The 12,732-nt window shown below is 67.8% G+C and carries 14 protein-coding genes, 3 pseudogenes and 1 riboswitch; of the genes and pseudogenes, 9 read left to right on the top strand and 8 right to left on the bottom strand.

Features of this window, described 5'->3' with window-relative positions:
* Positions 1-159 precede the first annotated feature (159 nt).
* Entirely contained in the window at positions 160-933 is a 774-nt protein-coding gene (sepH, locus tag A5697_RS25140) for a septation protein SepH (RefSeq protein ID WP_068012435.1), read from the top strand.
* Here sepH and A5697_RS25135 read toward each other — a convergent pair.
* From A5697_RS25135 to A5697_RS25125, 3 genes are read right to left on the bottom strand one after another with little or no spacing between them, the layout of a single operon-like run.
* Positions 930-1,199 (bottom strand): DUF2537 domain-containing protein, encoded by a 270-nt coding sequence (locus tag A5697_RS25135; RefSeq protein ID WP_067951513.1) that lies wholly within the window; start codon positions 1,197-1,199, stop codon positions 930-932. The genes sepH and A5697_RS25135 overlap by 4 nt on opposite strands.
* The gene (locus A5697_RS25130; RefSeq protein ID WP_067951515.1) at positions 1,196-2,029 is read right to left on the bottom strand and encodes an RNA methyltransferase; all 834 of its coding nucleotides are present in this window, start codon (positions 2,027-2,029) and stop codon (positions 1,196-1,198) included. Before A5697_RS25130 ends, A5697_RS25135 begins: the two co-directional genes overlap by 4 nt.
* Entirely contained in the window at positions 2,026-2,457 is a 432-nt protein-coding gene (locus tag A5697_RS25125; protein ID WP_067951517.1) for a MarR family transcriptional regulator, read from the bottom strand. The genes A5697_RS25130 and A5697_RS25125 overlap by 4 nt, the downstream gene beginning before the upstream one ends.
* A 154-nt stretch (positions 2,458-2,611) precedes the next feature.
* On the opposite strand from A5697_RS25125, the gene A5697_RS25120 reads away from it, so the two are divergent.
* Positions 2,612-2,887: a DUF2530 domain-containing protein gene (locus tag A5697_RS25120; RefSeq protein ID WP_067951523.1), complete on the top strand. Its 276-nt coding sequence runs from the start codon at positions 2,612-2,614 to the stop codon at positions 2,885-2,887.
* A gap of 32 nt (positions 2,888-2,919) precedes the next feature.
* Positions 2,920-3,375, top strand: coding sequence for an SRPBCC family protein (locus A5697_RS25115; RefSeq protein ID WP_067951519.1), 456 nt, complete (start codon positions 2,920-2,922; stop codon positions 3,373-3,375).
* A 179-nt stretch (positions 3,376-3,554) separates the two neighbouring features.
* Here the strand turns inward: A5697_RS25115 and A5697_RS25110 are convergent.
* Both A5697_RS25110 and A5697_RS25105 read right to left on the bottom strand, forming a co-directional pair.
* Positions 3,555-4,340 (bottom strand): annotated as a pseudogene (locus A5697_RS25110) (DUF3027 domain-containing protein); the annotation flags it as partial.
* A gap of 208 nt (positions 4,341-4,548) precedes the next feature.
* A pseudogene (locus A5697_RS25105) lies at positions 4,549-5,163 on the bottom strand (MFS transporter); the annotation flags it as partial.
* Here A5697_RS25105 and A5697_RS25100 point away from each other — a divergent pair.
* Both A5697_RS25100 and A5697_RS25095 read left to right on the top strand, forming a co-directional pair.
* A pseudogene (locus A5697_RS25100) lies at positions 5,164-6,048 on the top strand (MFS transporter); the annotation flags it as partial.
* On the top strand, positions 6,045-6,533 hold the full coding sequence (locus tag A5697_RS25095) for a DUF2771 domain-containing protein (protein ID WP_082948247.1): 489 nt from the start codon (positions 6,045-6,047) through the stop codon (positions 6,531-6,533). The pseudogene A5697_RS25100 and the gene A5697_RS25095, both read left to right, overlap by 4 nt.
* Before the next feature lie 28 nt (positions 6,534-6,561).
* Here the strand turns inward: A5697_RS25095 and A5697_RS25090 are convergent, their stop codons facing one another.
* The 3 genes from A5697_RS25090 to A5697_RS25080 form a co-directional block, all read right to left on the bottom strand.
* On the bottom strand, positions 6,562-7,566 hold the full coding sequence (locus A5697_RS25090) for a glutathione S-transferase family protein (RefSeq protein ID WP_068012431.1): 1,005 nt from the start codon (positions 7,564-7,566) through the stop codon (positions 6,562-6,564).
* A 27-nt stretch (positions 7,567-7,593) separates the two neighbouring features.
* Complete coding sequence (locus tag A5697_RS25085) at positions 7,594-9,522, bottom strand: acyl-CoA dehydrogenase family protein (RefSeq protein ID WP_068012430.1); 1,929 nt, start codon at positions 9,520-9,522, stop codon at positions 7,594-7,596.
* 110 nt (positions 9,523-9,632) lie between these two features.
* Positions 9,633-10,046 (bottom strand): cold-shock protein, encoded by a 414-nt coding sequence (locus A5697_RS25080; RefSeq protein ID WP_067943014.1) that lies wholly within the window; start codon positions 10,044-10,046, stop codon positions 9,633-9,635.
* A gap of 163 nt (positions 10,047-10,209) precedes the next feature.
* Here A5697_RS25080 and A5697_RS25075 point away from each other — a divergent pair, with 163 nt between their 5' ends.
* The 4 genes from A5697_RS25075 to A5697_RS25060 form a co-directional block, all read left to right on the top strand.
* Positions 10,210-10,614, top strand: a complete 405-nt coding sequence (locus A5697_RS25075; protein WP_067943017.1) for a YccF domain-containing protein — start codon at positions 10,210-10,212, stop codon at positions 10,612-10,614.
* Complete coding sequence (gene moaA, locus A5697_RS25070; protein WP_068012428.1) at positions 10,611-11,690, top strand: GTP 3',8-cyclase MoaA; 1,080 nt, start codon at positions 10,611-10,613, stop codon at positions 11,688-11,690. Before A5697_RS25075 ends, moaA begins: the two co-directional genes overlap by 4 nt.
* Positions 11,691-11,694: 4 nt before the next feature.
* On the top strand, positions 11,695-11,973 hold the full coding sequence (locus A5697_RS25065) for a MoaD/ThiS family protein (protein WP_068012423.1): 279 nt from the start codon (positions 11,695-11,697) through the stop codon (positions 11,971-11,973).
* Positions 11,974-12,182: 209 nt separating this feature from the next.
* Positions 12,183-12,408: riboswitch (cyclic di-AMP (ydaO/yuaA leader) on the top strand.
* Positions 12,409-12,420: 12 nt separating this feature from the next.
* Positions 12,421-12,732, top strand: a 312-nt coding sequence (locus A5697_RS25060; RefSeq protein WP_197501112.1) for a transglycosylase family protein, incomplete at its 3' end; no start/stop codon positions are given.

Genomic DNA, 12,732 nt, shown 5'->3' with positions numbered 1-12,732 from the left:
TACCTCCCGCTTGCGGGGGAGGCGCGGGCAATCCAGCGCCCCGCCCCGCAATCAGCACGCAACCGCCCAGCGTGTCAGCACCGCTTATGGACGTTGGCGCATTAGAGTGCGCACGAGATGGGTCCGTCGACCTGCACACGGAGCCTGCGAGGAGAAGCCATGCGGGAACTCAAAATGGTTGGGGTCGATGCCGACGGCAAACACATCATCTGTGGGGCCGGCGACGCCGGTGAACCGTTCAAGCTCGCCATCGACGATCAGTTGAAGGCCGCCGTGCGCGGCGAGGCCGCGCACCCGGACCAACCGCACCTCGACATTCAGGTCACCAACATGCTGAGCCCCAAAGAGATTCAGGCCAAGATCCGGGCCGGTGCGTCCGTCGAGCAGGTGGCCGCGGCGTCGGGCTCCGATGTTTCGCGGGTCCGGCGGTTCGCGCACCCGGTGCTGCTGGAACGTGCCCGCGCCGCCGAGTTGGCAACGGCCGCGCATCCGGTGCTCGCCGACGGCCCCGCGGTGCTCACCTTGCTGGAAACCGTCAGCACGGCGCTCGTGACGCGCGGCCTGGAACCCGACCGGCTCAGCTGGGATGCGTGGCGCAACGAAGACAGCCGCTGGACCGTGCAGCTTGCGTGGAAGGCCGGCCGGTCCGACAACATCGCGCACTTCTGCTTCGCCCCGGGCGCCCACGGAGGAACGGTCACGGCTGTCGACGACGCGGCCAAAGAACTGGTGGACCCGAACTTCGACCGCCCACTGCGGCCGCTCGCGCGGGTCGCCCACGTCTCGTTCGAGGAACCGGCGAAGCCCGCTGCTCCCGCGCCGCAAGAGCAACCCGCGCCGCAGGACCAGCCGGTACACACCCGTCGGGGCAAGCCGGTCATCCCGGCCTGGGAGGACGTGCTGCTCGGCGTCCGCTCGGGCGGACAGCGCTAGCGCAGCGTCAGCGCGATCAGCGTCAACCACCCGCCGGCGACTCCGATTCCCGCGCCCAGCAGGAACCAGCGCAGCACCAGCTTGTGCCGCCATCCCCACAGCGTGGGCGCGAGCCCGCCGGCGGCGACGACGTTGAGACCGACCGCCAGGAGTGGATGCACCCGGATCAGTCCCAAAGTGAGCACCACAATGGCGGCGCCGGTCACTGCGGCGACGAAGCCGGCGACCGTCAAACCCGTTGCCCAGGGCACGGAATCGTCGGTCACGAGCCGAGCCTAGCCCGTTCGTAGAACGCCAAAGCGGCCGCAGTCGCCACGTTGAGGGAGTCGGTGCCGCGCGACATCGGGATGCGCACGCGCACATCGCTCAATCGCAAGGTAGCCGGCGTGAGCCCCGGCCCCTCGGCTCCCACGAGCACCGCGACGCGCTGGTCGTGCGCGGCAGCCATCGCTTCCGGCAGGCCGCATGCCCTGCTGTCCGGGGTCATCGCCAGCAGCCGAAATCCGTTCTCTTTCAGCATGATCAGCTCGGCGGGCCATTCCGTCGCCCGCGCGTACGGGACCAGCAGGGCGTGGCCCATCGAGACGCGAACGGCGCGACGGTAGAGCGGATCCGCGCAGCCGCTGCCGAACACCACCGCGTCCACGCCCAACCCGGCGGCGTTGCGAAAGATCGAGCCCAGGTTCTCATGATCGTTGACGCCCTCGAGCACCGCGACCGTCCGGGCGCGCTCGACCAGTTCGGCCACGCTGGGTTCCGCCACCCTGCGCGCGGCCGCCAGCACGCCGCGATTGAGGTGAAAGCCCACCACTTGCGCCATGACGTCGGCGGAGGCGCGGTAGAACGGCACGGCGCTACCCGCCAAATCGTCGGCAAGCTCGGCGAGCCGGCGGTCCGTCCCCAACAGGGCATGCGGGGCGAATCGGGAGGCGAGCATGCGCTGAACGACCAGCACGCCTTCGGCGATCACCAAACCCTTGCCGGACGGCAGATCGGGACGACGATCGACGCTGTTCAGGTCGCGGAAATCGTCGAGCCGGGGGTCGTCGGGATCGTCAACGTCCTGGACGTTCGGGGCATCCGTTCCGTCGCTCACGGGCCTTCGTCGACCAGGGCCAGCATCAGGTCGGCCGCGTTGCGCAGGGTGTCACGTTGCTCGCTGTCCAGCGTTGCGAGCCGTTTGGCCAGCCACTCCTGACGGGCGCGCCGGGTCGCCTTGACCAGCTCGGCGCCAGAGTGCGAAACCGAGACCAGCACCTGCCGGCCGTCGACGGGATGCGGGGCACGGTCCACCAGGCCCATGTCGGCCAGCGATGCGATCACCCGGGTCATCGACGGCGGCCGGACCCGCTCGCGAATCGCCAGCGCGCCGGGCGTCATCGGGCCCTCGTTGGCGAGCGTGGCCAGCGCCGACAGCTGCGACAACGACACCGGCGACGACGGGTTCCGGAATCGGAGTTGGCGGGCCAGCCGCATGACCGCCAGCGACAGATCGCTGGCCAGCCGCGCATCGCTGTCAGGCATGGCGCGAGGTTACACGCAAGCTCCTGAAAGCGGGATACGAACCGGTGAACGACGGCTTGCGCGGGCGCTTGACCCTCGGCCCAGGCATTTTTCGATCGCCCGGCCGCGCATGGGCGGTACCGGCGGACCGCATCGGGCGGCTATGTTAATCGCGATGTCTGTGGAACCCGGCCAGAACCGCGAGGCGCCGCCGCTGCCGCCCGCGCTGCTCAACGCCTGGCCGTTCGTCGCACTCGGCGCGCTCGGCTGGCTGGTCGCTGCGGCCGCCGCGTTTCTCGTGCCCGCCCTGCAGAGCTGGCGCCCCCTGACGCTGGCCGGGCTCGGCGTCGGAGTACTCGGCACGAGCATCTTCGTGCTGCAACTCGCGGCTGCCCGCCGCGGCGCACGGGGCGCACAAGACGGACTCGAAAACTATTTCGATCACGGCTAGATCTCACAACCAGCACGGACCCGGGAGGATCGATGGTAGCCCCGCTACTGCAAGCGCAAATCGACATTGACGCACCGGTTTCCACGGTCTGGGGGTTGATCTCCGATCTGGGGCGGATGCCGGAGTGGAGCCCGCAGTGTCGTTGGATGAAAACCTTCGGACCGCTGCGGCAGGGCATGCGCAGCCTCAACATCAATCGCCGCAACCGCCTGTACTGGCCGACCACCTGCACGGTGGTCGAGGTCATCCCGGAAACCAAGCTTGCGTTCCGGGTCAACGCCAACCACACGATCTGGAGCTACGAGCTCCAACCCACCGGCGAGGGCACCCGGGTGATTGAAAGCCGTCACGCCGAGAACGGCGTGACCGCAATCTCGAATCTGACGGTGAATGCGCTGCTCGGCGGAACCACCAACTTCGAACGCGAGTTGCTCGACGGGATGAACACCTCGTTGGCCAAGATCAAGGCCGCCGCCGAGAAGAGCTAGTCGACCTCGGGCTGCGACTCCAGCGGCTCGGGCTGCGACTCCGGCGCTTCAGGGTGGGCCTCCGAGGTCCCGGGCGTTGAGGCCGACGGCTCCGGCGCGGCCTCCTCGGTGGTCGATTCCGGGAGTTCGGTCGTCTCGGAAGGCTCGGGCTGTGTCTCGGTCACCTCTGCCGGCTCGGACGACTCGGGCGGCGCCTCGACAACGTCGAGCACGCCGTCGTCGTATGGCTCGTAGGAGGGGGAACCCGTACCGGCGGGAGCGGGCGTGTCCGAATGCGCGCCGCAACCGTACTGCTTGTCGACGACCTGCCCGTCGGCCGACAGTTCGTTGCCGCACACGCCGAACATCGCACCGAGCGATCCCGCCAACGGCAGGAAGAAACCGCAGTCGCGGCATACCCGCTTGGTGGACCGCGCCATCGGTGAGTCGGGACCGTGGTCTCCGGTGTGCCACCGTTCGGCCGCCTCCGCGCGGCCCCAGGCGCTCATCACCCAGCGCCGGCCGAGCCCGATCTCGGCGGCGGCCTCGTCGACCTGCGCGTCACCGCTGGCCGCGTAGCCGGGCACTAACCGCGGATCGTCGGCCGCGGGCGCCAGCAGATCACCGGGGCTCAGGTCTCCCGGACGCACCCGCTGATCCCACGGAACCCACTGCGGCGCCAGCAGCGCCGTCGGACCCGGGATCAGCACCACTTCGCTGACGGTGGCGTGGTCGGCACGGGGATGCGCGGCGACGACCACGGCCCATTGCCAGCCCTGATATCCAGGCAGATGCGCCAGGAACCGGTGGGTCGCGGCGGCCGGATCCTCGTAGCTGACGCCCAGGTAATCGCCGACCGCCTCCGCGCCGCTGAACTCCACGACGGCGGCCCTGGCCTCGTCCACCGCGCCCGTGAGCACGGCCGCCAGCTCCTCGGGCCACTCGGCCACGGTCGCCACGGCGGATTCCTCGATGGACCCGGTCACGCTGTCCCCTTCCTGCATTGCGCCTCCAATACTAGGTTGGCGAGCCACACCCCGTTACCTGCAGACGCTTGTCGTCGGCATAGGGGAGAATCGGAACGTGTCTGGACGGCGGCGTGACGATCCGGGCCGCGTGGCCTCCACTCCCGGCCGCCGGCCCCGCAATGGGGCTTCCAATCCACACCCGGGCACGGCCAATTACCCCGCCGATGACGCCGGCCGCGACGGCCCCGCCGGCGATGGTGCCGCCCAGCAGACCGAACACGGTCAGCCGCGAGTTCACCCGCACCAGGTCGATGGTCGGCGGCATGACCCGCGGCGTGACGGCGCTGCGCAGCACGCTGAACGACTTGGAGAACACCATCATGGCCAGCGCGCACGGGTAGAGCACCCACGACGGATAGCTCCCGCTGGCGCCGTCGTAATTCAAGATCAGCACCAGCGCCAAGGCCGTCCGCAAAACGAACGACCCGGCGAGCGCGACCCGCCGACCGTGCTGCAGCCGGTCCAGCGCCGGGCCGATGAGCGGCGCGATGACCGCGAACGGCGCGATGGTGATCAGCAGATACAACGCGACCCGGCCCTTACTCTCCCCGGTGGCCGCGGCGAAGAACAACGTGTTGGCCAGCGCCACCGCCATCGCGGCGTCTACCGCGAAGTTGGCCATCACCGGCCAGGTGAGCGCGGTCAGACCGGATTTGTCGGCGCCGTCGGCGGTGGCGGCGCGCTGCACCATCCAATACATCCGCGAACCCATCTCGCGGCTTCGCTGCGCCGCGGCGCGCGTGACGGTGATCCGTTCGCCAGCGGCGGGACGTGGTGGCGGGCTGTCGCGGCCGGCGTCGAGTTCGTCTGCACCCACTTGTTCAAACTGCCCGGCGCGTTGTTTGTCGTCATCGCGGTCACCATCGTCGGAGCGGCACTGTCGATGCGCATCCCGCGCTGGGTCGAGGTGACGGCGGGCGAGGTGCCGGCCACCTTGAGCTACCGCCAGGACAGCGAACCGCAGCGACGGACCTGGCCCGAGGAAGTCAAGAAGGTCCCCAAGAAGGCCACCGCAACGCTGCGACAGCCGCTGGGACGCAACATCATTACCTCGTTATGGGGCAACTGCACCATTAAGGTCATGGTCGGCTTTCTGTTCTTGTACCCGGCGTTCGTCGCGAAGGCGCACCAGGCCAACGGCTGGGTTCAGCTGGGCATGCTGGGCATGATCGGGGCAGCGGCCGGCATCGGCAACTTCGCTGGAAACTTCGCCGCCGCACGACTGCAGCTGGGTCGGCCGGCCGTGCTGGTGGTCCGCTGCACGCTGGCGGTCTCGGCGGTCGCGCTGGCCGCGTCGGTGGCGGGGACCCTGGTGGCCGCCGTGATCGCCACCCTGGTCACGTCGGGCTCCAGCGCCATCGCGAAGGCCTCGCTGGACGCCTCGTTGCAAAACGACCTGCCCGAGGAATCGCGGGCCTCGGGCTTCGGGCGATCGGAGTCGACGCTGCAGCTGGCCTGGGTGCTGGGTGGAGCGGTGGGCGTCTTGGTTTACACCGAGCTGTGGGTTGGCTTCACCGCGGTCACTGCAATACTCATCCTGGGGTTGGCGCAGACGCTGGTCAGCTTCCAAGGGAATTCACTGATTCCGGGCCTCGGAGGTAATAGGCCGGTCATGGTCGAGCAGGAGGGCGTGCGCCGCGGCAGCCCGGCGGTGGTGCCTGAGTGAAACGCGGCGTGGCCGTGCTGCTCGCCGGCCTGATGACTCTGTTGTGCGTGGCCGTCGGGGTCGGCACCTGGCTGCTGGCGCGTCCGTCCGGCCCGCAGCGCCCGGAGATCAGCGCGTATTCACACGGCCACCTCGCGAGGGTGGGGCCCTACCTGTACTGCAGCGTGCTCAACCTCGACCAATGTGACACGCCGCAAGCCCAGGGCGAGCTGAAGGTCAGTGAGCGCTACCCGGTGCAGCTCTCGGTGCCCGACGCGATCTACCGGGCGCCCTGGCGTTTGCTACAGGTGTACGAGGACCCAACCAACACCACCAGCACCATCTTTCGGCCGAACACCCGCTTCGCCGTCACCATCCCCCCGGTCGACCCGCACCGCGGGCGGCTGGTCGGGATAGTCGTGCAGTTACTGACGCTCGTGGTGGACCCGGCCGGTGAGCTGCGCGACGTCCCGCACGCGGAATGGTCTGTGCGCCTGAACTATTGAGCGCCGAGGCCGAAACTCCCGGGACCGGTCAGGCACCGTGCCCGGCGGGCACCCGCTCCCCTTCGACCGGAGTCCCGGGCGGTGTCCCATCCCCGAAAGGCTTTCCTCTTAATGCCTCTCGACCATGCGGTGACAGCCAGCCCGTCAGGTCCGGACCCTTGGGCACGAGGCGGGTGGGGTTGATGTCGGCGTGCACGATGTAGTAGTGCTGCTTGATCTGAACGAAATCGATGGTGTCGCCGAACCCGGGCGTCTGGAACAGATCGCGCGCATACGCCCACAACACCGGCATCTCGCTCAGTTTGCTTCGGTTGCACTTGAAGTGCCCGTGGTAGACCGGGTCGAAGCGGGCGAGCGTGGTGAACAGCCGCACGTCGGCCTCAGTTATGGTGTCGCCCACCAGATATCGCTGATCGGCCAGGCGATCGCTAACCCAATCCAACGCGGCGAACAGCCGGTCGTATGCGGCGTCATAGGACTGTTGCGATCCGGCGAAGCCGCACCGATACACGCCGTTGTTGATCTCGGTGTAAACCCGCTTGTTCACCTCGTCGATCTCGGCGCGCAGCCGTTCGGGGTACAGCTCGGGCGCACCGTCGCGGTGGTAGGCGGTCCATTCCGTCGAGAAATCCAAGGTCATCTGCGCGAAATCATTCGTGACGACCGCACCAGACGGGACGTCGACGATCGCGGGGACCGTGATGCCTTTCGGGTAGTCGGGGAAGCGCTTGAAGTAGGCGTCCTGTAGCCGCGGGATCTTCAACACGGGGTCGACGCCGCCCGGATCGAGATCGAACGTCCAACTGCGTTCGTCATGGGTCGGTCCGCAAAAGCCAATGGAGAGAACGCTTTCCAGGCCAAGCAGACGCCGGACGATGATGGCCCGGTTGGCCCAGGGGCACGCTCTGGCGACAATCAGCCGATACCGGCCCGGCTCAACGGGATAGCCGTCTCGCCCATCGGCGGTGATGCGGGTGGTGATGTAGTTGGTGTCGCGGGTGAATTCACCCGTGCCGGCAACATAGGTGGCCATATTCCCCTTATTTCGCTCGAATGTCGGCTAGGAACCCAGAAATCGCCGGGCCAGATTTGTCTCGGTGGATGCGCCCTTCTCCCAGTGGGCGATCCACGGGCCAGTGCCCTCCGACTGGTCGATGATGCCGTCCTCGAGCCAGGTGTAACGGCTCCCAACCACCTCGCGGGTCAGCCGGACGTCGCAGTCGTCGGTATTGGTCCACAATGCGTCGAACAGCGCCTCGACCCGCAGGGCAGCCTGCCGGCAAAACGTATCGGCCAGCTCGTAGGCCTGTTGACCGACCGCCGGGTCGACGGCGCGCTGGGCCTCGGCCCGCACGCAGGCCGCGGACATCGCGAACAGCTCGGCACCGACGTCGACGATGCGCCCCAGGAAACCCTGGCGCTGCTCCAGTTTGGCTTGCCACCGCGCCATTCCGTAGAAGGTGTTGCGGGCCAGCTTGCGACTGGAGCGTTCGACGAACCGCAGGTGCGAGGCCAGCGGTCCGAATTCGCTGTAGGCCCTGGGTCGCTGGCCTTCTCCAAAAACGAGCTGGGGCAACCACTTTGCGTAGAATCCGCTGGCGCCGACCGCCGCCGCGGCCTTCTGCCGCAAACCAGCGTCAGGCTTCGCGAGGTCACCGGCCGCAGACAGGTGGGCATCGACCGCCTCCCGGGCGATGAGCAGCCTCATGATCTCGCTGGATCCTTCGAAGATGCGATTGATCCGCAGGTCGCGCGATACCTGTTCGACCGGCACCGCGCGTTCGCCGCGCGCGGCCAGCGACTCCGCCGTCTCATAGCCGCGACCACCGCGGATCTGCATGACCTCGTCCGCGATGATGCACGCCATCTCGCTGGACCACAGCTTGGCCAAGGCCGCCTCGATCCGGATGTCGTTGCGCCCTTCGTCGGCCATCTGCCCGGAGAGCTCGAGCACCGCGTCGAGCGCATAGTTGGTCGCCGCGATGAACGAGATCTTGTGGGCCACCGCTTCGTGCTCGGCCAGCGGCTTGCCCCATTGCACGCGCTCCCCCGCCCACTCGCGCGCCACCTTCAGGCCCCACTTGGACGAACCCGTCGCGTTCGCGGGAATCGACAGCCGCCCGGCGTTAAGCGTGGTCAGCGCGATCTTCAATCCGTCGCCCTCGCGGCCGATCAGGTTTTCGCTCGGCACCCGAACGCGGTGCAGCCTGGTGACCCCGTTCTCGATGCCGCGCAATCCCATGAATTTGTTGCGCCGCTCCACGGTGATCCCGGGTGAATCGGCCTCGACAACGAAAGCGCTGATACCACCGCGGTGCCCATCGCGGCGCGGCACCCGGGCCATGACGACCAGCAGTTCGGCGACCACGCCGTTGGTGGTCCACAACTTCACGCCGTCGAGTTCGTAGGCGGCCCCATCTTCGACGGGTGTTGCTGTTGAGGCCAGCCGTGCCGGATCGGAGCCGACGTCCGGTTCGGTCAGCAGAAACGCCGATATGGCGCCCGCGGCACACCGGGGCAAGAACTTCTTCTTCTGCTCCGGGGTGCCGGCGAGTTTGAGCGGCTCCGGCACTCCGATCGACTGATGGGCCGACAACAGCGCACCGAGGCTGGGATGAACGGACGAAACCATCATCAGCGCCCGGTTGTAGGCCACTTGTGACATGTTCAGGCCGCCGTATTCCGACGGAATCTTCATGCCGAAACAGCCCAGCTCGGCTAGCCCCTTCACATACTCGTCGGGAATTTGCGCGTCGCGTTCGATCACGCTGCCGTCAACGCTGCGGAGGAAGTCGCGCAACTTGTCGAGAAATGCGCGGGTGCGCGCCTCGTCGGCATCGGATGGTTTGGGAAACGGGTGGATGAGCTCCAACGGAAACCGGCCGAGAAACAGCTCTTTCGCGAAAGATGGTTTATCCCAACCGGTTTCGCGAGACTCCTCGGCCAGCGCCCTGGCTTGCTCCTCGGTGACGTGCGCTTGCTGTGCCATCGCAGCCTCCTCGCTCGACGACTGTGGCGAGGTGGGAATACCCCGTGACCGCCACTTCCTCACCCCTTCCGCGCAGGGAGGCGGCACCCGGGCGCCCGGCGCCGAACGAGCTAGGCGTCGAGTTCCCGGGCGACCGCCCGCACCACCTCGGAAACCCGTCGTGCCGTCTTGCGGTCCGGGTAGCGCCCCTTGCGCAACTCGGGCTGCACGGCGCCCTCCAGCAGCGTGATCATGTCCTCGACCATGCCGTGCAGTTCGTCCGGACTGTGTTTGTGCTCGACGGGCGTCTCGCGGCGGCCTTGGGACTTGGTGAGGCTGGGCGGCGGCTCGATCAGCTTGAGGCTCAACGCTTGCGGTCCGCGCCGCCCGGATGCGATCCCGAACTCCACGCGCTGGCCCGCTTTGAGCCCCTCGACCCCAGCGGGCAACGCCGACGAGCGGACGTACACATCTTCGCCGTCCTCTTGCGACAGGAACCCAAACCCCTTGTCGGCGTCGTACCACTTAACCTTGCCGGTCGGCACTGGTCTCACCTGCTTGTCTAACGGATCAATTGAATGGCCAACACAATAAGCGTCCCGCCTGCGCAGGACGCCGTTTGGTCTGTAGATCCTACTCGGGTGCCTGCCTCGCGAGCACCCCCGTTATTGCCCACTCGGTACGCTGGGTATTACCGGTGGAGGAGATATGCGCCTGATCCTGAACATCATCTGGCTCGTGTTCGGCGGCCTGTGGATGGCCGCCGGATACGTGGTTGCGGCGCTCGTCAGCTTCCTGCTGATCATCACCATCCCGTTCGGCTTCGCGTCGCTGCGTATCGCCTCGTACGCGTTGTGGCCGTTCGGCCGCACGATCGTCGACAAACCCACAGCCGGAACGGGGGCCCTGATCGGCAACGTCATCTGGGTGCTGTTGTTCGGCCTATGGCTGGCGATCGGTCACCTGATCAGCGCGCTGGCGATGGCGGTCACCATCGTCGGCATCCCGCTCGCGTTGGCCAACCTCAAGCTGATCCCGGTTTCGTTGATGCCCCTGGGCAAGCAGATCGTCCCGGTCAGTTCACCGTCCCACTACCTCCCGGCGGCAGCATGACGCCGACCGCACTGGGCCTACCCACCGTGCCCGGCCGCACCGGCGGTGAGGCCGCGCGGGACGCGCCGACCGCGGGTCCGTTGGTCGACACCTACGGGCGCGTCGCCACCGACCTGCGCGTCTCGCTGACCGACCGCTGCAACCTGCGCTGCACCTACTGCATGCCGGCCGAAGGCCTGGACTGGCTGCCCGGCGAGCACCTGCTCCGCCCCGATGAATTGGCTCGGCTCATGCACATCGCCGTCACCCGTTTAGGGGTGACCAGCGTGCGGTTCACCGGCGGCGAGCCACTGTTGGTGCGACACCTCGAAGAAGTGGTCGCGGCGGCGGCCGGCCTGCGGCCGCGCCCAGAGATTTCGCTGACCACTAACGGCGTCGGGCTGGCACGGCGGGCCGCCGCGCTCGCCCAGGCGGGCCTGAATCGCGTCAACGTCTCGATGGACACCGTGGACCCCGACCATTTCGCGGCGATCACCCGACGGAACCGGCTCGACGAGGTGCTCGCCGGCCTGGCCGCCGCCCACGACGCGGGCTTGACGCCGGTCAAGGTCAATGCCGTGCTCGACCCCGTCACCGGTCGCGAGGACGTCGTCGCGCTGCTGCGGTTCTGCCTCGATTACGGCTATCAATTGCGGGTCATCGAGCAGATGCCGCTCGATGCCGGGCACCAGTGGCGCCGGGGCGCGGCGCTGAGCGCCGACGACGTGCTCGACGCGCTGCGCCCGCACTTTCGGCTCCGTCCTGACCCGGCGCCGCGCGGCTCGGCGCCCGCCGAGCTGTGGCTGGTCGACACCGGCCCGGGCACGCCCAGCGGGAAGTTCGGCGTCATCGCGTCGGTTTCCCACGCGTTCTGCTCGGCGTGTGACCGCACCCGCCTGACGGCCGATGGCCAGGTGCGCAGCTGCCTGTTCTCGGCCGTGGAAACCGATCTGCGAACCCTGCTGCGCGGCGGTGCGTCCGACGACGCGATCGAGTCGGCGTGGCGCGTCGCGATGTGGGGCAAGCCGGCCGGTCACGGCATCAACGACCCGAACTTCATCCAGCCCGACCGTCCGATGAGTGCGATCGGTGGCTAGCCCGATGGGTCAGGCCGCCGTTCAGCAAGACGGGATTCAGGTGACCGTGCGCTATTTCGCGGCCGCGCGGGCAGCTGCGGGGGCCGAGTCGGAGACGCTGGTGGTACGCCCGGGAACGACGGTGGCCGACCTGGTTGGGCGCCTCGCCGTCCGGGGGTCTCGACTCGCCGACGTGTTGAGCAGATGCTCCTACCTGTGCGACGGGGTCGCGGTCCGCGACGAGACCGCAACGTTACGCGCCGGCAACACGATCGACGTTCTACCGCCTTTCGCCGGCGGCTAAAACTGTGAAATGCGTCACGTAACGGAATGATAACGGCGCAATCACGCTCCGATATCGAGCTCAGTGACCTGCGTGAATGCCGCGTGTTCCTCGGGTTTTCGCACATGGCCGAGAGGGAAACGCCGGGTTTCGCAGAACGTGACGGGACCAACAGAAACCGCTACGTTTCTCCGAAGGCTCGCCAAGACAACCGAATTGGCGAACCTCCCCTCCCTATCGCGCCGAGCTCCATCCAATAGGCAGGGGCCACCGACCTACGTGGATGGAGGCGGGGGACCCACCGGTCCACCGTGATCGGACTGGGGCCGCATGCGGCCCCTTGGGGTGAAGCCGACGTCGTTTCGCAGTGGATACGCACTGAGTTCGATGAAGGCCGGGTGGCCTCTCCAACCCGAACCCGACAGCTGACCTCGCAGGCGCGTGACACGAGAGGATCCTTCACGGCCTATGAGTGGACGTCACCGTAAGCCCAGCACGTCAAACATCAGCGTCGCCAAGATCGCCGTCACCGGGGCGGTCCTCGGTGGCGGCAGCATCGCCCTGGCCGGCCAGGCGGCCGCGGCCACCGACGGCGAATGGGACCAGGTAGCCCGTTGCGAGTCGGGCGGCAACTGGGGAATCAATACCGGCAACGGCTACCACGGTGGCGTGCAATTCAGTTCGAGCACCTGGGCCTCACACGGCGGCGGCCAGTACGCACCGTCGGCCGAATTGGCCACCAGGGACCAGCAGATCGCCGTCGCAGAGCGCGTGCTGGCC

The sequence above is a fragment of the Mycobacterium sp. E3251 genome (assembly GCF_001666835.1).
Lineage (GTDB): Bacteria > Actinomycetota > Actinomycetes > Mycobacteriales > Mycobacteriaceae > Mycobacterium.
Note: the sequence above shows the minus strand (reverse complement) of the source record. Positions and strands in the feature narration are given on the sequence as shown.